Source organism: Aerolutibacter ruishenii (genome assembly GCF_007830115.1).
Lineage (GTDB): Bacteria > Pseudomonadota > Gammaproteobacteria > Xanthomonadales > Xanthomonadaceae > Aerolutibacter > Aerolutibacter ruishenii.
The window spans coordinates 165724-186860 of the sequence record NZ_VLKP01000004.1 but is presented as its reverse complement, the minus strand read 5'-3'; the positions used below and the strand labels follow the sequence as shown (position 1 = coordinate 186860).

Annotated in this window: 20 protein-coding genes; 11 read left to right on the top strand and 9 right to left on the bottom strand. The window is 66.4% G+C overall.

What is annotated here, in order from left to right; translation table 11 throughout:
- Window positions 1–69: 69 nt before the first annotated feature.
- Complete coding sequence (locus IP93_RS06540; protein ID WP_242006773.1) at window positions 70–2193, bottom strand: M13 family metallopeptidase; 2124 nt, start codon at window positions 2191–2193, stop codon at window positions 70–72.
- A 274-nt stretch (window positions 2194–2467) separates the two neighbouring features.
- Here IP93_RS06540 and IP93_RS06535 point away from each other — a divergent pair, with 274 nt between their 5' ends.
- Together IP93_RS06535 and ygiD are read left to right on the top strand one after the other, a co-directional pair.
- A complete protein-coding gene (locus IP93_RS06535; protein WP_144813504.1) occupies window positions 2468–3841 on the top strand; it encodes a sensor domain-containing protein in 1374 nt (457 codons plus the stop codon).
- A gap of 70 nt (window positions 3842–3911) precedes the next feature.
- A complete protein-coding gene (gene ygiD / locus IP93_RS06530) occupies window positions 3912–4772 on the top strand; it encodes a 4,5-DOPA-extradiol-dioxygenase (protein ID WP_242006772.1) in 861 nt (286 codons plus the stop codon).
- A gap of 125 nt (window positions 4773–4897) precedes the next feature.
- Here the strand turns inward: ygiD and IP93_RS06525 are convergent, their stop codons facing one another.
- Window positions 4898–5818, bottom strand: a complete 921-nt coding sequence (locus tag IP93_RS06525; RefSeq protein ID WP_144813502.1) for a M14 family metallopeptidase — start codon at window positions 5816–5818, stop codon at window positions 4898–4900.
- Between the two features lie 222 nt (window positions 5819–6040).
- On the opposite strand from IP93_RS06525, the gene azu reads away from it, so the two are divergent.
- The 4 genes from azu (at window position 6041) to IP93_RS06505 (ending at window position 9616) form a co-directional block, all read left to right on the top strand.
- A complete protein-coding gene (azu, locus tag IP93_RS16035) occupies window positions 6041–6640 on the top strand; it encodes an azurin (RefSeq protein ID WP_144813500.1) in 600 nt (199 codons plus the stop codon).
- A 135-nt stretch (window positions 6641–6775) separates the two neighbouring features.
- Window positions 6776–7618 carry a class I SAM-dependent methyltransferase gene (locus IP93_RS06515; RefSeq protein WP_144813498.1) on the top strand — a complete coding sequence of 281 codons (843 nt, stop codon included), beginning with the start codon at window positions 6776–6778 and terminating at the stop codon, window positions 7616–7618.
- A 179-nt stretch (window positions 7619–7797) separates the two neighbouring features.
- A complete protein-coding gene (locus tag IP93_RS06510) occupies window positions 7798–8568 on the top strand; it encodes a DUF2189 domain-containing protein (protein ID WP_144813495.1) in 771 nt (256 codons plus the stop codon).
- On the top strand, window positions 8543–9616 hold the full coding sequence (locus tag IP93_RS06505) for a glucose 1-dehydrogenase (protein WP_338419407.1): 1074 nt from the start codon (window positions 8543–8545) through the stop codon (window positions 9614–9616). Before IP93_RS06510 ends, IP93_RS06505 begins: the two co-directional genes overlap by 26 nt.
- Window positions 9617–9837: 221 nt before the next feature.
- Here the strand turns inward: IP93_RS06505 and IP93_RS06495 are convergent, their stop codons facing one another.
- Entirely contained in the window at window positions 9838–10725 is an 888-nt protein-coding gene (locus tag IP93_RS06495; protein WP_144813490.1) for an acyltransferase, read from the bottom strand.
- A gap of 243 nt (window positions 10726–10968) precedes the next feature.
- Here IP93_RS06495 and IP93_RS06490 point away from each other — a divergent pair, with 243 nt between their 5' ends.
- The 3 genes from IP93_RS06490 to IP93_RS06480 all read left to right on the top strand — a co-directional run bounded on the left by IP93_RS06490 (window position 10969) and on the right by IP93_RS06480 (window position 13061).
- Entirely contained in the window at window positions 10969–11337 is a 369-nt protein-coding gene (locus IP93_RS06490) for a DUF1428 domain-containing protein (RefSeq protein WP_144813488.1), read from the top strand.
- Window positions 11338–11480: 143 nt separating this feature from the next.
- Entirely contained in the window at window positions 11481–11900 is a 420-nt protein-coding gene (locus tag IP93_RS06485) for a hypothetical protein (protein WP_144813486.1), read from the top strand.
- Between the two features lie 60 nt (window positions 11901–11960).
- The gene (locus tag IP93_RS06480; protein ID WP_144813483.1) at window positions 11961–13061 is read left to right on the top strand and encodes a hypothetical protein; all 1101 of its coding nucleotides are present in this window, start codon (window positions 11961–11963) and stop codon (window positions 13059–13061) included.
- A gap of 18 nt (window positions 13062–13079) precedes the next feature.
- Here IP93_RS06480 and IP93_RS06475 read toward each other — a convergent pair whose 3' ends face one another.
- The 5 genes from IP93_RS06475 to IP93_RS06450 form a co-directional block, all read right to left on the bottom strand.
- Window positions 13080–14066, bottom strand: coding sequence for a histone deacetylase family protein (locus IP93_RS06475; protein ID WP_277874014.1), 987 nt, complete (start codon window positions 14064–14066; stop codon window positions 13080–13082).
- 255 nt (window positions 14067–14321) lie between these two features.
- Complete coding sequence (locus IP93_RS06470; protein WP_144813478.1) at window positions 14322–14687, bottom strand: DUF6164 family protein; 366 nt, start codon at window positions 14685–14687, stop codon at window positions 14322–14324.
- 155 nt (window positions 14688–14842) lie between these two features.
- The gene (locus tag IP93_RS06465) at window positions 14843–15556 is read right to left on the bottom strand and encodes a hypothetical protein (protein WP_144813475.1); all 714 of its coding nucleotides are present in this window, start codon (window positions 15554–15556) and stop codon (window positions 14843–14845) included.
- Window positions 15553–16770: an RCC1 domain-containing protein gene (locus IP93_RS06460; RefSeq protein ID WP_144813472.1), complete on the bottom strand. Its 1218-nt coding sequence runs from the start codon at window positions 16768–16770 to the stop codon at window positions 15553–15555. The genes IP93_RS06465 and IP93_RS06460 overlap by 4 nt, the downstream gene beginning before the upstream one ends.
- A 196-nt stretch (window positions 16771–16966) precedes the next feature.
- The gene (locus IP93_RS06450) at window positions 16967–17248 is read right to left on the bottom strand and encodes a hypothetical protein (protein ID WP_144813469.1); all 282 of its coding nucleotides are present in this window, start codon (window positions 17246–17248) and stop codon (window positions 16967–16969) included.
- A 315-nt stretch (window positions 17249–17563) separates the two neighbouring features.
- Between IP93_RS06450 and IP93_RS06445 the strand changes: the two genes are divergently transcribed.
- Window positions 17564–18370 (top strand): hypothetical protein, encoded by an 807-nt coding sequence (locus IP93_RS06445; RefSeq protein ID WP_144813466.1) that lies wholly within the window; start codon window positions 17564–17566, stop codon window positions 18368–18370.
- A 38-nt stretch (window positions 18371–18408) separates the two neighbouring features.
- On the opposite strand, the gene IP93_RS06440 is transcribed toward IP93_RS06445, so the two are convergent.
- Window positions 18409–18966, bottom strand: coding sequence for a DUF3228 family protein (locus tag IP93_RS06440; protein ID WP_144813463.1), 558 nt, complete (start codon window positions 18964–18966; stop codon window positions 18409–18411).
- A 196-nt stretch (window positions 18967–19162) separates the two neighbouring features.
- On the opposite strand from IP93_RS06440, the gene IP93_RS06435 reads away from it, so the two are divergent.
- Window positions 19163–21106 (top strand): acyl CoA:acetate/3-ketoacid CoA transferase, encoded by a 1944-nt coding sequence (locus IP93_RS06435; RefSeq protein ID WP_144813461.1) that lies wholly within the window; start codon window positions 19163–19165, stop codon window positions 21104–21106.
- Window positions 21107–21137: the final 31 nt, after the last annotated feature.

Below are 21137 nucleotides of genomic sequence, written 5' to 3'. Positions count from 1 at the left end.
CCCCGCAAAGAAAAGGGGCCGCTTCCGCGACCCCTTTCCCATCACAGCTTGCAGGTCACGGCCTGCCGATCACCAGATGCGCACGCGATCCTTCGGCGCCACCCACAGCGGGTCGGCCTGGGTGATGCCGAACGCCTCGTACCAGGCGTCGATGTTGCGCAGCGGCGCGAACGCGCGGATATGCCCCGGCGAGTGCGTGCCGTTCACCAGCTGCTGGCGCAGTGCATCGTCACGCCACAGCGTGCGCCACACCTGCGACCAGCCCATGAAGAAGCGCTGTTCGCCGCTGAAGCCATCGATCACCGGAGCGGGCTTGCCACCCAGCGAGCGGCGATAGGCTTCCAGCGCGATGGTCAGCCCCCCCAGGTCGCCGATGTTCTCGCCCATCGCCACGCGGCCGTTGATGTGCATGCCTGGCAGCTGCGGGAACGGGTACGCCTCGTACTGCGCGCCCAGCTTGGTGGCCTGCACCTCGAAACGCGCGGCGTCCTCGGCCGTCCACCAGTCACGCAGCATGCCCTTGCCGTCGGACTTGCGGCCCTGGTCGTCGAAACCGTGGATGATCTCGTGGCCGATGACGCCACCGATGCCGCCGTAGTTCACCGCCGGGTCGGCCTTCGGATCGAAGAACGGCGGCTGCAGGATGGCGGCGGGGAACACGATCTCGTTCTTGACCGACGAGTAGTACGCGTTGACCGTCTGCGGGGTCATGCCCCACTCGGCCTTGTCCACCGGCTGGCCGATGCGTGCGCGGCGGTAGTCCCATTCGAACTGGCGCGAACGCTGCGCGTTGCCGAACACGTCACCGTTGACGATGGCCAGGCCGCTGTAATCACGCCACTTCTCGGGATGGCCGATCTTCAGGCCGAAGTTCTCCAGCTTGGCCATGGCCTCGGTCTTGGTGGCCGGGCCCATCCACTCCAGCTTCTCCAGGCGGGCGCGCATGGCGGCCTTCACGTTGCCGACCAGCTCATCCATCTTGGCCTTGGACTCGGCCGGGAAGTACAGCTGCACGTAGTCGCGGCCAATGGCTTCGCCCATCGCGCCTTCGGCAACGGCCACGCCGCGCTTCCAGCGCGGACGCTGCTCCGGCTGGCCGGACAGGAACTTGTTGCGGAACTCGAACTCCGCATCCACGAAGGCCTTGGACAACAGCGGCGCGGCCTCGTCCGTGGTGCGGAACGCCTGCCACGCCTTGAGCGTGTCCAGGTCGGTCTCGGCGAAGACCTGCGCGATCTTCGGGAACGCGGTGTCCTGGCGCAGCACGGCGCGCCCGGCGCTGTCCACGCCAGCGGCCTTGAAGAAGGTCGCCCACGGGAAGCCCGGCGCCTTGGCGTCCATCTCGGCCAGCGTGGCGGGGTTGTAGGTCTTGTCGCGGTTGCGGCTCTCGGCGCGGGTCCAGTGCGCCTGCGCGATGCGGGTTTCCATCGCCACGATCTTCGCGGCGTTGTCCTTGGCCTTGGGCCAGCCGGCCATGGTCAGCATCTGCTCGACGTAGGCCTGGTAGCGCTCGCGCTGCGGCGCGAACTTGGCGTCCAGGTACATCTCGCGATCGCCCAGGCCCAGGCCGGACTGGCCCAGGTACAGGGCGTACTGGTCGGGGTTGCGCGCATCGTCGGAGACGAAGGCGCCGAAGAAGCTGCCGCCCAAGCCGCCGCTGGCGCGACCCATCAGTTCGGCCATCGCGTCCTTGTCCTTCACCTTGGCGATGGCCGCCAGGTGCGGCTTGAGCGGCTTGGCGCCCAGCGCCTCTATGGCCGCCTCGTCCATGAAACCGCGGTACAGCGCGGCCACCTTGGCCGCATCGCCGTCCTTGGCCGGGTCGCCCAGCGCATAGCCTTCCACCAGCGTGCGCACGCGCGCCTCGGACAGGTCGCGCAGCACCATGAAGGAGCCGTAGCTGGAACGGTCCGACGGGATCTCGGTGTTCTTCGCCCACGCGCCGTTGACGTAGCCGAAGAAGTCGCTACCCGGCTTCACGCTCCGGTCCATGCCGGCGGTGTCGATACCCCAGCTGCCGTAGCGCGTGGCATCGGCGGTAGGGGCGTTGCCGCCACCGGAAGCGCTGTCGGTGGCGAACAGCAGTTCCTGTTCGCAGGCGGCGTCCATGCAGCCGTCGGTCTCGTGGGCGGCCAGCGGGGCCGACAGGGCCAGCGCCAGGGTGGTCGCGGCGCAGAGCAGGGTCTTCTTCAAGGGATACCTCCGGGTGGTCGTCACGCGCCCCGCCCGGCCAGCCGGGGGGACACCTGGCCCCACGCGGGGCCATCCTCCCATTTAGCCAGCGTCGGCCCCTACGGGACAGTGCCGGTGGTTGGGGTCCCGGGCGGTTGGCTTTGCCGCAGAAGTTCAGTTCGGCTTCGGTGGCCTACGGAAACAGGCATGCACGGCGTGTTCGAGCCGCCCTGCCCCCCCCCTTGCCCGCGTCGGCGCTACAGTAGCCTCACGCTGCCCGTGCCTGGACTGTCCGATGGAATACAGGCTGCCGCCACTGTCCGAGCTGAAGGACCTGCTCCTCGATGCCCTCTGCGTGGTCGACGAGCAGGGCAGGTACCTGTTCGTCAACGCGGCCTACCAGCGGATCTTCGGGTACTCCGCCGAGGAGGTCCTGGGCCGGCGCATGATCGACTTCGTGCATCCCGATGACCGTGAAGCCACCCTGTGCGCGGCGCGGGACATCATGGCGGGCCACTCCAAGTTCAACTTCCAGAACCGGTACCTGCACCGGGACGGCCGGGTGGTGCACGTGCAGTGGTCCGCCCACTGGTCGACGGCACACCGCGTGCGGATCGCCCTGGGCCATGACATCACCGAACTCAAGCGTGCCGAAGCCGTGCAGTCGGCATTGCTGGAAATCTCCGAGGCCGCGCACGCGGAGGCGGACCTGCAGTCGCTGTTCACGCGCATCCACCGCACCGTCGCCAACCTGATCCCTGCCCGCAACTGCTTCATCGCGTTGCGGCAACCCGAAGCAGATCGCGTCGAGTTTCCCTACTTCGAGGATGAGCTCGACACCGCGCCCGATACCTTGCCATTGGATGCGCCCACGCTGTCCAACCATGTCATCCGCAGCGGCGAGCCGCTGCTGATCACGCCGGAAACACGCCCCGGCCTGCCGGACCCGCTGCAACCGCCGGTCGGCCATCGCGCCACCGGTTGGCTGGGCGTGCCGCTGGCCACGCCCTGCGGCGTGATCGGCGCACTGGTGGTGCAGAGTTACGACCCCAGGACCCGCTACACCAAACATGACCTGCAACTGCTGCAGTTCGTCTCCGTCCAGGTGGCCGCCGCGATCGAGCGCACCCGCAGCCGCAACTGGCTTGCATACCTGGCCAGCCATGACCCGCTGACCGGACTGCCCAACCGCAGCCACTTCCACCAACGGCTGCAGCAGGCCCTGAACCCACCCGGCTTCCAGCGGCAGCCGGTGGCGCTGATCTACCTGGACCTGGACGGTTTCAAGGGCATCAACGACCGCTTTGGCCACGAAACGGGCGACCAGTTGCTGCGCGCCGCCGGCGAACGCATCCGCCACGGTGTGCGTCAGACCGACACCATCGCCCGGCTCGGCGGCGACGAATTCGCGGTACTGCTGCACGGCACAGCGCGGTTGCCGGATGCCATGGAAGTCGGCGAGACACTTCGACAGGCGCTGTCACGACCGTTCCAGTTGGACTCGCGGCGGGTGGCCATCAGCGCCAGCATCGGCATTGCACTCCAGCCCAACGGTGACATCTGCGGCGACGGCCTCCTGCAACAGGCCGACAAGGCGATGTACGCTGCCAAACGCGCTGGCGGCGATCGACTGGTGCTGTTCGACCCAACCGATGCGCAGCAAGGGTAAATGCAACGGTGACGTTTCCGCGTCGCCACCCGACCATGATCCACGCCCCAGGAAACAAGGAACTGCCCCGATGTCCACTGTCCTGATGCCCGCGGCATTCATCGGCCATGGAAGCCCCATGAACGCGCTGGAGCGGAACCGCTTCACCGAGGCCTGGCGCGCCTTCGGCGCCGCGGTTCCGCGGCCGCGGGCCATCCTGATGGTTTCGGCCCACTGGTACACCAACGCCACGGCCGTGACCGCAATGCCGCGGCCACGCACCATCCACGACTTCTACGGCTTCCCCAAGCCGTTGTTCGATGTGCAATACCCGGCGCCCGGCCTGCCCGAGCTCGCAGAGGAAGTAGCGGATCTGGCGAAACCCGACCCGGTGGGCTTCGACCTCGACAGCTGGGGGCTGGACCACGGCACCTGGTCGGTGCTGGTGCACGCGTTCCCCGATGCGGACATCCCGGTGGTGCAGCTGTCGATCAATGCGCGCAAGCCGCCGGAATACCACGTGCAACTGGGAGCCCGCCTGGCCACCCTGCGCGAACGCGGCGTGCTGCTGATGGCCAGTGGCAACGTGGTGCACAACCTGCGTGCCATCGACTGGCGCAATCCCGACGGGGCATTCGACTGGAACGAACGTTTCGAAGCCGCCGCGCGCGAGGTGATGACCGCTCGTCCCGGCGACGCCGCCGGGCTGGCGGCGCATCCGGATTACGCCATGGCGTCACCCACGCCCGATCATTTCCTGCCGCTGCTGTACATCGCGGGCTTCGCCGCCGCTACCGCAAAGCCGGCGGATGTACTGGTGGAAGGCCCGGCATTCGGTTCGCTGTCCATGACGTCGTACATCGTCGGCCAGCCGTGTCCGGACCACGACACCCGCCTCAAGGGTTCGGCGGCGATGGACACCACCCTGTCACCGGAGGCGACCAACGCCTGACGTGGTCATGCCTGTCTTCCCATTCGATGGATGGCGGGCTGCCACGCGTCGACAGGATGCGAGGGCGACTGCCGCCCCGCGCACGGCACACGCACATGCGGGCACGTGATGGTGCGCTCGCGGCCTCAAGGATGCGCGAGCGCGAAATCGATGGCCGCGCGCACTGCTGTCGCCTGCGCCTCGTCGCATTGCGCGGGCGTGGCACGCGGGCTGTCGGGATACACCTCGGTAGTGGTGCGATAACGCGCGTTGCTGATGCCCCCGCACAGCCCAAGCTTGCGGTAGTCATACTCGATGACCCCTGGCGCCACCACGGGCGAGCCAATGATGGTGCCATCCGGATCCGCGGGCGCGATGTGCGTGACGCGCCCCACCGCCTCGATCACGGCCTGCTGGAAAACCGGCTCGGGTGACTCACTGTCGGCGCACAGGTAGAACCCATCGGGAATGGTCCCAGGCTCGAAGGGCTTGCCGTCGCGGGCGGCCAGTGCCGGCCTGAACTCCGATTCGTCGCTGTCGGTCGTTTCATGCAGGTCGATGTGCACCACGATCCGGTCACGAAACGGCGCCACCAGCGCCATCAGCGCCGCGGACTCGGCGGCGGGGCTGCCCTCCCGGAACGAACGGTTCGGATCGATGGCATCGGCGTTCCAGCGATGGATGCGCTCATAGGCCCACGGGCTGATGCACGGAGCCACCAGCAGGTTGATGCGGCCTGCGTACTGCGCTGCATGGCGTTCGAGGAAGCGCAACGCCCCGTGCACCCCGCTGGTTTCATAACCGTGGACGCCACCGGTCACCAGTGCGATGGGCATGTCGGCATGCCAGTCGCGGTTGCGCACGGCGAACAACGGGTAGTGATCAGGTGCGTACTCGATCTGGCCATACTGCGCCACGTCGAAAGCGCCATGCAGACGATCGATGGCGCCCACCACTTCGTCGGTGTAGCTGCGTTGCTTGACCTGCCGCGTCCGCCACTCGTCCCTCTCCTTCTCGCCCCATGCCTGGCCAGACGTACCGATCGGAGGGAAGGTGGAAATGTTCATGTCGTGGGCTCGCTTGGCGTTGGATGCGTGAAGATCCTGTCAATTTATCACCTGTGCACGGCGCGATCAGGCAATTTCACCTGCGCTTGACCACCATCAACACATCGTTCTAAGGCGTTGGCGGTAAACTTGCCGGCGGCTGACAACCACCCCCATCGCCACTGCGGCAAGACCATCGAGTACCGCAAGCCGTGGCGACTCCCCAACCCTGGAGATTGCCCCATGAACGTCAAGTTGACCCTGCTGGCCACGGCCTGCGTCCTCGCGCTGAGCGCCTGCGGGGAAAAGTCGCCGCCACCGGCTGCTGAGCCCGCCGCCGAACCGGCGGCCGCCGCCGAGCCCGCACCGGCACCGGAACCGGCCCCGGCAACCGAAGCCCCAGCCGAACCTGCGGCCACCGCCCCTGGCGCGGATGCCAAGCCCGCGGCGACCGTCGCCAACTGCGCCACCGAGATCGAAAGCAACGACGCCATGCAGTACAACGTTGGCTCGATTGCCGTTCCCGCGTCGTGCAGCGAGTTCAAGATCACCCTCAAGCACACCGGCAAGCTGCCGGTCACCGCGATGGGCCATAACGTGGTGATCGCCAAGGCCGCCGACATGCAGGGCGTGGCGGCGGATGGCATTGCCGCCGGCGCTGCCGCCGCCTACGTCAAGGCCGACGACGCACGTGTCATTGCCCACACCAGCCTGGTCGGGGGCGGTGAAAGCACGTCGGTCAGCTTTGCCGTCAGCAAGATCAAGGACGGCGGCCCATACGAGTTCTTCTGCAGTTTCCCGGGCCATTCGGCCCTCATGAAGGGCACGATCGCCGTGCAGTAAGCCAGGCGCCATGCCGGCACCAGTGACGCCCGGATCGATGCCGGGCGTCACTGTTTCAGGGGTTCCACGCGGGTGTCCCTGCGGGATGCGAGTCCGATCCGCTACCCTGCACGCCTTTCCACCGGAGCAACCGCTGTGCCCCACTACACCGGCCCCCTGCTCACCCGTCCACTTGCCGAAGCATTGCTGGCCGCACGCGATGCCGGCGCCACCACGTGGACGGGATCGCTGGACCTGGGCCGCAGCACGGCTGGAGCGACGCTGGGCCCCGACACGTGGCAATGGCACGGACACGCCTACCCGTATCCGGCCAGGCTCAAGGACCGCACGCTCTACCACTGGGACGGCGAGGCGTTCGAGCCGGTGTCACGCTATTCCGGATCGCTGATCAAGCTGGTTCCCACGGAATGGGGGGCGCCCACCTTCGAGATCGACGGCATCAAGATGCTGCCCACGTCGAAGGAATCTCCCGTCGACGATGCGCGGCGCAAGGTGGCCCTGGTGCAACCGGCAGGAAAATCCGTGCTCGATACCTGCGGTGGCTTGGGTTACTTCGCCGCCTGCTGCCTGGAAGCGGGCGCCACGCGCATCCAGTCGTTTGAAAAAAACAACGACGTCCTCTGGTTGCGCACGCTCAATCCGTGGTCACCCGATCCTGATGCACCTGCCAGTGCGGGCCGCCTGCAGCTGACCCACGCCGATGTATCGCAGGTCATCAGCGGCCTTGCGGATGCCTCGTTCGACGTGGTCCTGCATGACCCACCGCGCTTTGGCATCGCCGGCGAGTTGTACTCGCAAGCGTTCTATGACCAGTTGGCGAGGATCCTGCGCAAGGGCGGCCGGCTGTTCCACTACACCGGCAGCCCCAACCGGCTCACCAGCGGGCGCGACGTGCCACGTGAAGTGGCAAAACGGCTGGAAAAGGCCGGGTTCAAGGCTGAGCTCGCGCTTGACGGCGTATTGGCCGTACGACGTTGACCGGGTTGCCAGGATCGGGCCATGCGAAAAGTTAACGTTTGCGGACCCGCGATTGTTGGCTTTCAGAACATCGCGCCTTGGCCACGGTGATAGAATCACTATCGACCGGTCACCCCCGCACGCCTGACCTGGGCACTGCCGACTCCGGGTGACCCGTCCCGTCCTTCCGGGAGGACGCCATGACGACCTTGCATTCGGGCGCAATGCCCTCGCAATCGGGCCACGGGACGTCACACATCGCTTTGGGTGAGCCGTTTCGCTGGCTGTCGCACGGACTCCGCGACGTCCGTCGCGCTCCGGCGGTCGGCCTCGTCTACGGGCTGATGATCACCATCATGGGATGGCTGGTGTTCGCCTTGGGCAACCACCCGTATTTCATTGCCGCCGCCGTCAGCGGCTTCCTGCTGCTGGGACCCATCCTGGGCGCGGGGCTGGTAGAGGCATCACGCGCCATGGAGGCCGGCGAGACACCGACCTTCGATGCGTCGCTGCGCGGTCTCGGGCCCCACCGCCAGGCACTGGAACGTCTCGCCATGGTCCTGCTGGGCATCGCCGCCGTGTGGCTGCTGCTGTCGGCATGGGTGCTCAACGCGACCTTGGGGCCCATCGCTCCCTCCCTGGAGCAGTCGCTCTGGGACGACACCCTGCGGATGCTGACATCCGGGCAGTGGTACGCGTGGGCCATCATGGGCGCGGTCCTGGCCGTGGCAAGCTTCTCGGTCTCGGTGATCGCCGTCCCGCTGATCCTCGATCGCGATGCCAGTGCCGGAGAGGCGATGCGCGGTAGTCTGCGTGCGGTTGCCCGCCATCCCGTGGCTTGCGCGGAGTGGGCGCTGGTGATCGTGGCGCTCGTCGCGGTTGGCCTGGCCACCGCGCTGCTGGCATTCATCCTCATCTATCCGGTACTCGGACACGCCAGCTGGCATGCCTACCGGGCATTGCGGCGATAGCTGGCTCCGGCCAGGCCACGCACCACGCACGGTGCGTGAGCGCGCGCCGGGCATGGCGGTGCTGTCGCCCCCGTTGCGTGCGCTGTACCTTGGGAACTCCATCGTGCCGATTTCGGCGACAGGAGTCCCCATGGCAACCAGCAAGTCGAAACAGCAGAAGACGACTACGGCGGCTTCGAAAGCATCCCGTTCACCGACGGCGCCGAAGCCGCCCGGGAGCCCCAAAGCGGTTGCCCCCCGCGGCCAAGGTGCAGACTTCACGTGCACTGGCCGCTTCGACGGCAAGGTCGTGATCGTCACTGGCGCGGCATCCGGACTGGGCAAGGCCACCGCCGAACGGCTCGCCAGAGAGGGCGCTTCGCTGGTGCTGGTGGACCTCAAGGCTGATGCGCTGGCCGCGACCAAGACCGCCATCAGGAAGATGGCCAAGGGGGCCGAGGTGCTCATCGTCGAAGCCGACGTCTCCAGGGAAGCCGACGTGCAGCATTACGTCGATGCCACTCTTGGGAAATTCGGTCGCATCGACGGCTTCTTCAACAACGCGGGTATCGAAGGCCACCAGAACCTGACCGAGGATTTTGGCGCCCAGGAATTCAACCGCGTCATCGGCATCAACCTCAACGGCGTGTTCTTCGGCATGGCTGCGGTGCTCAAGGTCATGCGCCGGCAGGGCTTTGGCGCCATCGTCAACAGCGCCTCGGTGGGGGGTATCCGTGGTGTCGGCAACCAGTCCGGCTATTCCGCCTCCAAGCACGGCGTGGTGGGCCTGACCCGCAATTCCGCCGTGGAGTATGGCCAGTACGGCATCACCATCAACGCCATCGCACCGGGCGCGATCATGACCGCGATGGTCGAAGGCTCGCTGCGGCAGATGGCCGGCGACGATTGGGAAGCCGCTGGCAAGGAATTCGTGAGCGCCAACCCCATGAAGCGCTTCGGCCGTCCCGAGGAGGTTGCCTCCGTCGCGGCGTTCCTGCTGTCGGGCGAGGCCAGCTTCGTGAATGGCCTGGTGGTGACCATCGACGGCGGACAATCCTACAAGTACTGACGCGCACCGACCCGGGCCGCGGCACGGGCACATTCCCCGGCGGATGTGCCCAGTTGCGCGGAACAAGGCCCATGCGCCGCCTCCCCCACGCGCGCGCATACCAGGAGCGGTTATTGGCGCGCACCTCGTTCAAGCGTGCGGTGGATGAAGCGCGCCCATTTCGATCGCACTTCCCGCCGGGGGCGCCAGACCGCGATTGAGTCCGTACCGGACAGGGCCGATCAGTGCCTTCCGTCGCGAAGCAACCGCGCGAGATCCTCGTCCTTCTCCCGCCACAATCCGTTCATCCACTGCTGGAACCGGGCACGGAACGCGCGATCATTCTGGTAGTCGCCACGCAGCATCTCTTCCGGAATCGGACGCTGGCGTATCTGGACGCGCACCTCGGGCACGCGATCAGCGAGCAGGTCCAGCAGTGTCGGCCGCCCGCCCGGATACGCGATGGCCACGTCCAGAATCGCATGCAGACCGTCGCCCATCGCGTCCAGCACGAAGGCCACGCCGCCCGACTTTGGCTTGAGCAGGTGCTGGTAGGGCGATCTCTGCTTGGCGTGCTTGTCCGGGGTGAAGCGCGTGCCTTCCACGAAGTTCATGATGGCCACCGGGATGGCACGGAACTTTTCGCAGGCGCGGCGGGTAGCGGCGATGTCGCGCCCGGCCAGCTCCGGCCGGCGCGCGATCTGCTTGGGTGTGTACCGACCCATGAACGGGAAATCCAGCGCCCACCAGGCCAGGCCCAGCAACGGCACCCAGAACAACTGCCGTTTCAGGAAGAAGCGCAACAGCGGAATGCGCCGGTTGAACACCTTCTGCAGCACCAGGATGTCCACCCAGCTCTGGTGGTTGGCCAGCACCAGGTAGTGGCCATCGATCTGGAGCGGCGCATCGTCGTCCACATGCACGCCGGTGCGGGTGAACTGGCTCCACATCCAGTTGTTCACGCCAATCCAGCTTTCGGCAAGCCCGGTCAGCAGGGGATTGCTGGCCACCCGCAGCCGCTCCGACGGCAGCAGGGCCTTGACCAGCGCCACCAGCAGCAAGGGCACCACATGCACCACGGTACTGACCGCAATCAGCAGGAACAGGAAGGCAAGGCGAAAGGGACGCATGTCGGAACCGGGCCCGGGAGGGAGCCCTATTGTCCCGGCTATTGCGTCTTCGCGTCACCCCATGGGCATGTGGAGGCACCGGTCCGCAGCACAGCCTATTCGCCCCTTGCCCGCGTCCGGACGACGGATTGGGGTAGCGCAACGGCCGCCCGCACACGCTCCGCTTTGCGGAATGCAGCTTTCACGCGTTGCTTCCATACCCACGCGCAAAGTCACAGGCGCGTCCACCGCCCGGAGTCCGCCATGTCCTACATCGATGGGTTCATTCTCGCCGTGCCGACGGCCAACAAGGACGCGTTCATCGCGCACGCCCGCATGGGCGACTCGGTGTTCATCGATTATGGCGCCCTGCGCGTCCTGGAATGCTGGGGCGATGACGTGCCACACGGCAAGCTCACCGACTTCCACGGCGCGGTCAAGGCGCAGGAGGACGAGACGGTGGTGTTCTCGTGGATCGAATGGCCTGACAAGGCGACCCGCGACGCTGGCATGAAAAAGATGATGGAAGGCAACGATCCGCGCATGGACCCGGAGAAGAACCCCATGCCATTTGACGGCAAACGCCTGATCTACGGCGGATTCGCGCCGATCGTCGAACTGACGAACAAGTAGCCACGCATCCGCCACCTACCCGACGCGGGCAAACAGCGCGTGCCACCTGCCTTGACCTTGCCCCAGGACATGGCCGGGGACACCATGGCATGGCGTTTGACCAGTAGTTCGGGCGTGGATCTGCCCGAAGCCGGGAACGCGACGTGCGCCATCCTCATTCGGCCAACCGCTTGAAAGTGCAGAGCCTTCGGCCTGCACTGGCAGCAGCCGCCATCTTGTTCACGGCCTCGTGGTCATTCGGCGCAAAAGCACAACAGGACTGCCGTCCAATACGCTTCCCACCCGGCCACAGCGCCGCGGTCGTCACCGGAATGGCGCCTGCCAGCGGCCGAAATTCGGCTGCCGAGATCCTGTGTTACTCGTTGGCCGTTGGCGATGGCCAGAATGCCACGATCAGGCTGGAGTCCGGCCATAACGTGGCCATCTCCATTCCGGACATCGGCGATGCCCGGGACGGCTTTGAGTTTGTTACCCGACGCGGCACCTACGAGCTGCACGTCTTCCAACTGTTTCCAGGGGGAACTACAGAGCCGTTCCGCATCAGCGTCAAAGTGGCGGATTGAAATTGCCACGTTGCGGCCGGCGCGCATCCCCGCATAAGGGGACCGTAACCGGAGAATCCGATGAACGCCAAACGATTTCGATACATGGTGCTGGTCGCGCTGCTGGTGACCGTACCCGCGTCGGCCCAGTGGTATGTGCAGTCACAGCGCGCATATGACAGCGCTTGGGTAAAGACACCGCACAAATTCCTGGACGCGCAGCAGGCACGCCAGTTCGCAACGTTCCAGTGTGGCCTTGGCAACGGAGCCAATGTCCGGAACGTCCGCATTACTGGCCCAGGCCAGGACAATGTGATCCCGTGCTCGACACTGCATGCGCAACCGGCGACCCACCTTCCGCCTCCGCCAAGCAAGACCTCGCCAGCACTCAAGCCAGGCCTTCCCGGCACCATGATTTCCGTACCGATTCCTGGCGCAAGCCCAGCGAATGTCATCAAGGCGCTGGCGGACAAGCTGACAACCGCAATCTCACCCGCGCCCGTGTCGACCACCGTGCCCGCCATCACAAAGGCAGTCACATCCACGCCCTCTACCGCAGGATTGGATCTCATTGGCCTACGCCTTGGCATGTCGCCCTCGGTCGCCGAGCAAGCCGTGCGTCGCCACATGCCAGTAGGTTGGGTGTACATCCGCGATCGCACCAAATCGCCCGGCCCCGCCAGCACCTATGAATCACTGAAAGGCTTTCTCGCTGCCGACCTGTCCGAAATCGTCCTGCTCTATTTCGAGCCCTCCCTGACCCAAGGCGTCCTGGTGGCCGTGCGCCGTCACTCCATGCTCGGCAAGAGCATTTCCCCTGCGGCGCTTGAAACCGTGCTGGTACAGAAATACGGCCTCCCGACCTTCGCACGGAATAACAACTGGGTCTGGGGCAAGTCCAGCGGTTGCAGTGCCTCAGGCGTCGGCCTTCTCCAGATCCAAGCGCTGACATTCATCGAAGGGACACCGCGCAACGACCGGACGTTCCGCGACACCATTGCCACGGGCCTGGATCTTGCGACACATGACAAACGCCCACCACCCGCGCTCTACGAGCACTGCGGTCCCGTGCTCTGGGTACTGAAGCCCGCGACAGGTGTGATGACAACACTGGCCGATCAGAAGTTCGCCGCCGCCAACTGGGCTCCGGAGCGATTTGACGCCAGCGATATCACTTTCTAGGCACCGTACAAGGAATCCTCACCTCGCTTCGGTAAAGGCCCCCAGCACACCCGCAACGTTCAGCCCGATCTCGGCGACCGCATAACCGCCTTCCTGCACCAGGACCGTCGGCAACCCCAGCGCAGCGATGCGTGCGCCGATCTGGGGGAAGCGGTCGGCGCCAAGACGGAACGCACTGATCGGATCGCCCTCGAAAGTGTCCACCCCCAGCGACACCACCAGCGCCCCGGCCTGGAAGCGACGAATCGCCGCGAGCGCGGTCTCGAGCGCGGCCGTGTAGGCTGTCCAGTCGGTTCCGCGTGGCAACGGCAGGTTGAGGTTGCCGCCGGCACCGTCGCCCTCGCCGGTTTCGTCATCGAAACCGAGGAACCAGGGATATTCGGTCTCGGGCGTGCCATGGATCGAGACCGTCAACACGTCGCCGCGCGTCCAGAAAATGTCCTGGGTTCCATTGCCATGGTGATAGTCAACGTCCAGCACCGCGACCCGCTCAACGCCGCCATCGCGCAGACGCTGCGCCGCGATTGCTGCGTTGTTGAGGAAGCAATAGCCGCCGTACGCGCTGCGGGCCGCATGGTGCCCCGGCGGGCGGCACAGTGCATAGGCGGCCGTTGAACCCGACAGCACGTCCTCTGCCGCCGACAACGCGCAATGTGCCGAGGCACGCGCTGCTGTCCAGGTGCCGCCCACGATCGGCGTGCCCGCGTCGAAGGCGTAGTACCCCATCGCACCGTTGATGCCCGCCGGCACGCGGTCGCGGCGCAGGCTGCGCGCCGGAAAGCCGCTCGGCAGCATGGAGCCGTCCCGGCCTTCCTCGCGCCACCGCGCATGTGCGGTGCGCAGGAAGTCGACGAATGCTGCATCATGCACGCGTGCCAGACGACTGTCGTCATGCTCCGCTGCCTCGACAAAGGCGTGGCCCACGTCGCGCAGCGCCCGTGCGATGTAGTCGGCACGCGCCGGCATCTCGAAGCACGGCACGAGTTGGCCACGATGCAGTTCCACCCCGCCGTCGTGGCGAGCATGCAGGGGTGAATGGAAGACGCGCATGGAGGGGCCTTAGGACGAAAACCGCAATTCTAAGCGCGCAACGCCAGCGGGAGCACGGCCGACCCGCCCGGGCCATCCCGGCGCCGGCATCAGCTCGCCTCGATGGGCCCGGACGGCGCGCTCCACGTCAGCAACCGCGGCATTACCTCGATGGCGGATGAGGTCCTGAGGCTCGTGCCGCAGTTCGCCGCTCGGGAAGTGGCACGGCACTCAGCCGCGCAACAGCATCACCGGCAATGCCAACAGGGCCAGCATGAACACGATGCCCAACATGGTCAGCACCACCCGCACCGGGTCGTTTCGCAGCACCGACCAGAACGTCTCGGCTGTGCCCGCGCGCTTGGCGGACTCATGCTCGTCGCGCGCGCGTTGCTGTCGGCCGGCCTGGTAGATGGCCATGAGGCGCTTGGCCTCGGCGAAGTCAGATGCCTCCGTCACCCAGATGCCGCCAAATGAAATGCCCCACCGACTGGGTTTTGTCTCGTAATACGCGATCCGGCGCTGGTCGAGCATCGCGCGCACGTCATCGGCCTCGTCATCAGGTACGTTGCGCAGGTTCATCAGCAGCTTGGACATGACGCGAGGATAGCAGCTTGCCCCGCCTTCCCCGTCGCCACATTGAAGGCGGGCCGAGCCCCGCATCCCATGGTCAGAACCGACCAAGGAAAGACCCCGGCACCAGGCCGGGGCCGAGAACCACGCTTTGTCCGAGCACCTCGCCCCCCAGTCGGCTATGGTTCGTTCACCCAGGGCCCATAACGAAGATCATCCCTGGGCTCCAGCTCGTCGCCAGAACCCATGACTTCCGTGAATGACATCACCTGCGGCGGATACAACGCGGGACTGCCCGACTCAGGCGGCACCGGGATCGGCAGGCCGAGCGCCGCGATGCGCGAATCGAAGAGCAAACCGGACGTGTCCTTCGCTTCGTAAACCAGTTTGGCGCTGAACACCCGCGAGCCCCCGAACCAGATGGGCGCCAACGCATCCGTAACCGAATGGAAGCGCGTGGCGCCAAAGCACATCCGTGGCTTCTCGAGATGCTTCATGTCCGGCGCTCGGCTGGCTTCGCCCCGTTTCGCAAACCGCTCGCGCACAAGCGCCAGGAACTCGGGATCCGGCTTGACGCGATACGCCTTTTCACCCATGGGTGACAGCACGTACTCGACGTACTGCTCGGCGGCTTCATCAACGATACGGCGCTCCAGCAGCCCCGCCGCATGCAGCACCTGACAGCGGTCGCAACCACCGCTTTCACGACCGCCGCGATAGGGGAATGGGCCCGCATCCAGGCACAGCGGCTCGTTCGCAATCAGCATTTCGTCGATTGCCGTGCGCACGCGGGCCAGTTTCTCGTCCGGCAAGGACGCCCCGTCGTCGCAACCGACAATGGTCAAGGCCAGCAGACACGACAGCACTTTTCCGACCACCCCGCAGCGGATCATGGGAAGGCTCCAAAGCGCTCGTCGGTCAGCACGGCCGTGGGCCGGTCGTGCGTACGCGCGACGCCGCCGTCGCCCAATGCACCGTTGCCGTTCCCTCCCCATGCAAACAGTTCACCCGACTCGGCCAACGCAAGGCCCGTGCCGTACATGGCGGCCACGGCAAGCCAGCGCCGTGAGTCATCCGCCAACACCGGCTCGTATGCCGATGACCGCGTGTCGTCGCCCAGCCCCAACTCCTGATCCATGTTGCGGCCCCACCCCCACAGCGAACCGTCACGCGCGATGGCGAGTGAAAACGAATGACTGACCGCTGCCGTGGCCCACGGTCCACCGGGTATCGGCTGCAATTCGCCAGTGTTCAAGTCGCCGGGATCACCCGCGCGGTCCGGTTCGCCCACGCCAAGTTCGCCGAAGGAACTGAAGCCGTAGCCATGCAGGCGCCCGTCCTCATCCAGCGCCAGCACCTGGCCGGCGTTCCCGCGGCAATAGACGTGCTGGAGGCGGGCCGGGGCGGACAATGCCTGCATGCCCGTGCGTTCGCCCTGGAAAGGGCCCTTGCCGCCGGCTCGGCCATGCAGGTCCAACGTGCGCCACAGGCGACCGGCGTCGTCAATGGCATGCAAACGCGGCCCCTGCAGGCAGGCATCCACGAAACGCGTGCCGGGCATGAGTCGCCGTGGCGCCCGTAGTGTCAGCACGACAGGTTGCAGCCTTGCCTGCTCCTCCAGATCGTCATCCTGCCAGTACCACAAGCTGCCGTCGGCGCGGATTCCCACCCCCACGCCCCAGGTCTCGATCAGCCGCTTCCATCGCTGGTCAGGCCCGACTGGCAGCGGCTTGGGCAACGCGTTGGCGGCCGCGGCATCCTGGACGTCACCCATGCCCCAACGCCACAACGTCCCGCTGGAATGAAGTGCATAGATCGCCTGACTCCCGGCGCTGACCTGGGTATACCCTTCGCCGTCGAGCAGCAGTCGTGGACGGCGCGACTGGCTCAACAATTGGCTGTCACTCCAGCCCCGCGCCGCACCGCCCCAGCCAAAGACCCGACCACGCCGATCCAGTGCGAGGAAATATGAATCGCCAGCCGCGACCACCTGCGGCTGTGGTTTCACCGAGGGGCCGGCAGTGCGAGCCGCGCCTTCACCCGAATCCAGTACCTGATAGGCCAATCCCCCCGCCACGGCCAACAGGCCGAGCATGATCCAGCGCATCACTCCCCCTTGAGCATCCCCGCTTTGACCCGCGATTGTGCCAAAACAGGAACCCTGAGGAGTTCAACGGCGAAGGCCATGTTTCCCGTGGGTACCGCGGGATCAGGATCAGGATCAGGATCAGGATCAGGATCAGGATCAGGATCGGGATCGGGATCGGGATCGGGCGGAGAGGACGCGGACGGGACTCGACCGGTCAACTGTCCCACTTCAGCGGATCGATCCTGCTGAGCACGTCCATCTTCCAGTCGTTCCCGCGGGTCATCAGGTCGCGGAGGGAATAACCGGAAGGGCCGCTGAAGGTGACGAGACGCCGCGAAATCAGGTCCCCTGGTTGGCCGAGAAGATCCTGTTCACGCTCCTCGTAAAAGATGCCGACGGCATCCACCGCCCGACCGTCCACTGCCTTCGGGGTGAGTCGTACGCTGTAGCGAACGGTGCAATGGGGCATATCAAAGATTCTGCTCTGATTCTTCATGCGTGTGCGGCCTGCACGCGTCACCCGAATGGGTGGTCAAGCACCACGTCCCCCCAAGCGCAATCGAGCATGCCGGCATTCGGTGTGCACTCGATGCGCACTCCCCATGCCGGGAATGCGCCGGGAATGTGCCAGGGCGCATGCCCCCGCGCCTATCCGAGTGCCAGACGACACGTAAACTTCGGTAGTCTCGCTGCCTTAACTGAGTCCCCCACGCCCATGTTCCGAACCCGAGCCAGCCTGTTGTCCCGGTCCAGCCTCTGCACGGCCGCGCTGCTGTTGCTGGGACTGGCCGGCCCATGCCCCGCAATGGCGATGACCGCCGATACCGACGTGGAGCATGACCATTACGGGAACCGGATCGAGAACTTCGAACCGATGCCCAACGCTGATCCGGCGACCACGCCGTCGAACAGTCGCTGCACCGCCGACCGGCGCTGGTGCGCGGAGATCCAGCATGGCGATACGGAAACGGCACCGCTGCTGGTGTTGTCCGACAGGACAAACCCGGTCCAGGCAAAGGAAATCGCGCGTTATGCCCTGCCATTGGCCGAGGAACAGGCCGACGTGGACCTCTGGTCCCGCATCGTCCGCCTGCCCGAGTCCACTGAACACGCCGGGCAGCAGGCCATGATCGGCGTGGTCACCGGCCTGCACGCCATGTATTCCGGTGGCGGCGCACACGCGGAACGCCTCAGCCTGATCCAGGTCAGCATGGAGTACGGCAGCACGATGATCAGGGAGGTACTCTCCGTCCCGCTCAACGGCTCGGCCTTGATTCGCGCCTGCTTCTTGGAAGAAGATCTGGAACGCCGGGCCGGTGCCTGCCACGATGAATACAACTTCGCGGCCACGTTGACCTTGCGTGAGACCAAGAACCGGCACGCGGCAAAGCCCGGTGCGTTGCCGCAGTTCGACTACGTCACCGCCGCGACGAGCTTTCCCGGGCCGGTTTCACGCGACAAGGATTCGCTTGCCAATCCGCCACTGACGGAGAAAGACCTCGTCCACGCCGTCAACGACGAATGCAGCTACCGCCGGGTCGTCCGCTTCAACCCCGCCACTGAACGCTACGAGTTCGATTCACCCGCGCCCGACTGCAGCGCCTTCACCGTGCCCTGATCGCCACCCACGGACACCGATGTCCGCCAGGCAACGCCCTACCCGCGCCAATTGGCGTGCACCTGCCAGAACGCCACGCTGCGCTGATAGGCTTCGCGGTCCAGCGCCACGCCCGAACCGCCCTCCTCCACGCCCAACGCGTTGCGCATCATCGTCACGGGTGCCATCGGCGTTTCCTCCGGTTCCATGGTGTACATGCAGCCCACCACGCCCCAGTCGGCGGTGATGGCCGTGCCCTCCTTGGCCAACTGCTCGCGGCTGTAAAGGATCACCACCAGGTACTCGGCCACCGGCGGTTCGATGCCCTCGAACCAGCGCACCAGCACCGGCAACTCATCGTGCGTGCGCGCCTCGTAGTCCGAGCGCAGCAGGTGCCGGTTGCCCTCGGTGATGGGCACGGCCAGGCAACGCGTGGACGTCCAGTTGCGATGCACGTGCAGCTTGCAGAACGGCGCGTAGCCATCCAGCACCTTCAGCGGCGGCACCTCGGCGAGATGGCGTTCGAACTGCCCGGGCGTGATGTCCTGGATGGTGTTGCGGCGCGGCTCGCGCGGGAACAGCCGGGGGCGGGCGAAGTCGGTGAGGATGATGGACATGCGACGGGGGATGGACCGGGGCCCCGATTATCGGCCAGACCCGCACATCGCGGCATCAAGTGGCTGCGCATCCCTGCAACCCCCTTCCTACCCGAACCCATCGCTTCCCCTTGGTCCAATACATTCCACCCGCGCCCCCACGTAGCCTCAACCCGCAGGCCGCGGCACGGCAACCGCGCCAAGGGAAAGGACCACCATGACCGCCTCCCATCCGTGGCCGCAACGCGCCACGCCGCTGCGTCGCCAGGGCAAGCGCGTCTCCGCCGCCGACGCGGTACGGCTGATCCGTGATGGCGACACCGTCGCCACGGGCGGCTTCGTCGGCATCGGCTTCCCCGAGCAGTTGGCGATCGCACTGGAACAGCGCTTCCTGGACGAAGCCCTGCCCCGCGACCTGACCCTGGTGTACGCCGCCGGCCAGGGCGACGGCGGCACGCGCGGACTCAACCACCTCGCGCACGAAGGCCTGGTCGCCCGGGTGATTGGTGGCCACTGGGGCCTGGTGCCCGGCCTGCAGAAGCTGGCCGTGGACAACCGCATCGAGGCATGGAACCTGCCGCAGGGCGTGATTTCGCACCTGTTCCGCGACATCGCCGCCGGCAAGCCCGGACAGGTCAGCCGCGTGGGGCTGGGCACCTTCGTCGACCCGCGCCACGGCGGCGGCCGGCTCAACGCCCGCACCACCGGCGAACGGGTGAAGCTGCTGCACATCGACGGCGAGGACCTCCTCTACTACCCCACGTTCCCTGTGCACGTGGCGTTGATCCGCGCCACCACGGCCGACCTGGACGGCAACCTGACCATGGAGCGCGAGGCGCTGACCCTGGAGGTGCTGTCCATTGCGATGGCCGCGCACAACAGTGGCGGCATCGTCATCGCCCAGGTGGAGCGCATCGCCGAGAACGGCAGCCTGCCGCCACGCCAGGTCAAGGTGCCGGGTACGCTGGTCGATGCGGTGGTCGTGGCCGAAAGCGCCGCACACCACCCGCAGACGTTCGCCGTGGCCTACGACCCGGCGTACTCGGGCGAGCTGCGGATACCCACCGCCAGCGTCGCCCCGATGCCGGCCGGCCCGCGCAAGACCATCGCCCGCCGCGCCGCGCTGGAACTGCGCGCCAATGCCATCGTCAACCTCGGCATCGGCATGCCCGAAGGCGTGGCCTCGGTGGCGGCCGAGGAAAAGATCATCGACCTGATCACCCTCACCACCGAGCCGGGCACGATCGGCGGAATCCCCGCTGGCGGCCTGAGCTTTGGTGCCGCGGTCAACGCGCAGGCGGTGATCGACCAGCCCTACCAGTTCGACTTCTACGACGGCGGCGGCCTGGACATCGCCGTGCTGGGCATGGCCCAGGTGGATGTCGAAGGCAACGTCAATGTCAGCCGTTTCGGTCCGCGCCTGGCTGGTGCCGGCGGCTTCATCAACATCAGCCAGAACGCGCGGCGGCTGGTATTCGTGGGCAGCTTCCAGGCCGGTCGCGGCGACAGCATTGCGCGCAAGTTCGTGCGGGAAGTGGAGCACCGCACTTTCTCCGCACAGGAAGCGCGGCGCCGCGGCCAACCGGTGCTCTACGTTACCGAGCGCTGCGTGTTCGGCCTGCACGCCGATGGCGGACTGGAACTGCTGGAGATCGCGCCGGGCGTGGACCTGCAGCGCGACATCCTGGCGCACATGGAATTCCGACCGCGCATCGAAGGCACACCGCCGACGATGGATCCGGCGCTGTTCGCCGACAGCCCGCTGGGCCTGCGCGAGCGACTGCTGGAGCGACCGCTGGCGCAGCGTTTCAGCCTGGATGTCAGTGCCGAGACGCTCTACATCGACTTCCAGCACCTGCGCATCCGCAGTGCGGCCGACATCGACGCGGTGCGCGAAGCGGTGCTGGCGCTGGTCGCACCCCTGGGCCGGCGCGTGTACGCCATCGTCAACTACGACCACTTCCAACTGCCCGACGAGCTGGAGGACGAATGGGCGGAGATGGTGCACGACCTGGTCGAGCACCACTACACGCGCGTCACCCGCTACAGCGCATCAGGCTTCCTGCGCGCACGGCTGGGTTCGGCGCTGAGCGCGCACAGCGTGGCGCCGCACTGGTTCGAGACCGCCGAGCAGGCCCGGGCCGGGCTCCGCGAGGACTGACGCGCTGGCGACGACCCCGCGGGTTACCCGA

Bases quoted from the DNA above. Each gene is read 5' to 3' on its own strand.
- IP93_RS06535 (WP_144813504.1), top strand. From the start codon at position 2,468: ATGGAATACAGGCTGCCGCCACTGTCCGAGCTGAAGGACCTGCTCCTC.
- ygiD (WP_242006772.1), top strand. From the start codon at position 3,912: ATGTCCACTGTCCTGATGCCCGCGGCATTCATCGGCCATGGAAGCCCC.
- IP93_RS06525 (WP_144813502.1), bottom strand. From the start codon at position 5,818: ATGAACATTTCCACCTTCCCTCCGATCGGTACGTCTGGCCAGGCATGG.
- azu (WP_144813500.1), top strand. From the start codon at position 6,041: ATGAACGTCAAGTTGACCCTGCTGGCCACGGCCTGCGTCCTCGCGCTG.
- IP93_RS06510 (WP_144813495.1), top strand. From the start codon at position 7,798: ATGACGACCTTGCATTCGGGCGCAATGCCCTCGCAATCGGGCCACGGG.
- IP93_RS06505 (WP_338419407.1), top strand. From the start codon at position 8,543: ATGCCTACCGGGCATTGCGGCGATAGCTGGCTCCGGCCAGGCCACGCA.
- IP93_RS06495 (WP_144813490.1), bottom strand. From the start codon at position 10,725: ATGCGTCCCTTTCGCCTTGCCTTCCTGTTCCTGCTGATTGCGGTCAGT.
- IP93_RS06490 (WP_144813488.1), top strand. From the start codon at position 10,969: ATGTCCTACATCGATGGGTTCATTCTCGCCGTGCCGACGGCCAACAAG.
- IP93_RS06480 (WP_144813483.1), top strand. From the start codon at position 11,961: ATGAACGCCAAACGATTTCGATACATGGTGCTGGTCGCGCTGCTGGTG.
- IP93_RS06470 (WP_144813478.1), bottom strand. From the start codon at position 14,687: ATGTCCAAGCTGCTGATGAACCTGCGCAACGTACCTGATGACGAGGCC.
- IP93_RS06465 (WP_144813475.1), bottom strand. From the start codon at position 15,556: ATGATCCGCTGCGGGGTGGTCGGAAAAGTGCTGTCGTGTCTGCTGGCC.
- IP93_RS06460 (WP_144813472.1), bottom strand. From the start codon at position 16,770: ATGCGCTGGATCATGCTCGGCCTGTTGGCCGTGGCGGGGGGATTGGCC.
- IP93_RS06450 (WP_144813469.1), bottom strand. From the start codon at position 17,248: ATGAAGAATCAGAGCAGAATCTTTGATATGCCCCATTGCACCGTTCGC.
- IP93_RS06445 (WP_144813466.1), top strand. From the start codon at position 17,564: ATGACCGCCGATACCGACGTGGAGCATGACCATTACGGGAACCGGATC.
- IP93_RS06440 (WP_144813463.1), bottom strand. From the start codon at position 18,966: ATGTCCATCATCCTCACCGACTTCGCCCGCCCCCGGCTGTTCCCGCGC.
- IP93_RS06435 (WP_144813461.1), top strand. From the start codon at position 19,163: ATGACCGCCTCCCATCCGTGGCCGCAACGCGCCACGCCGCTGCGTCGC.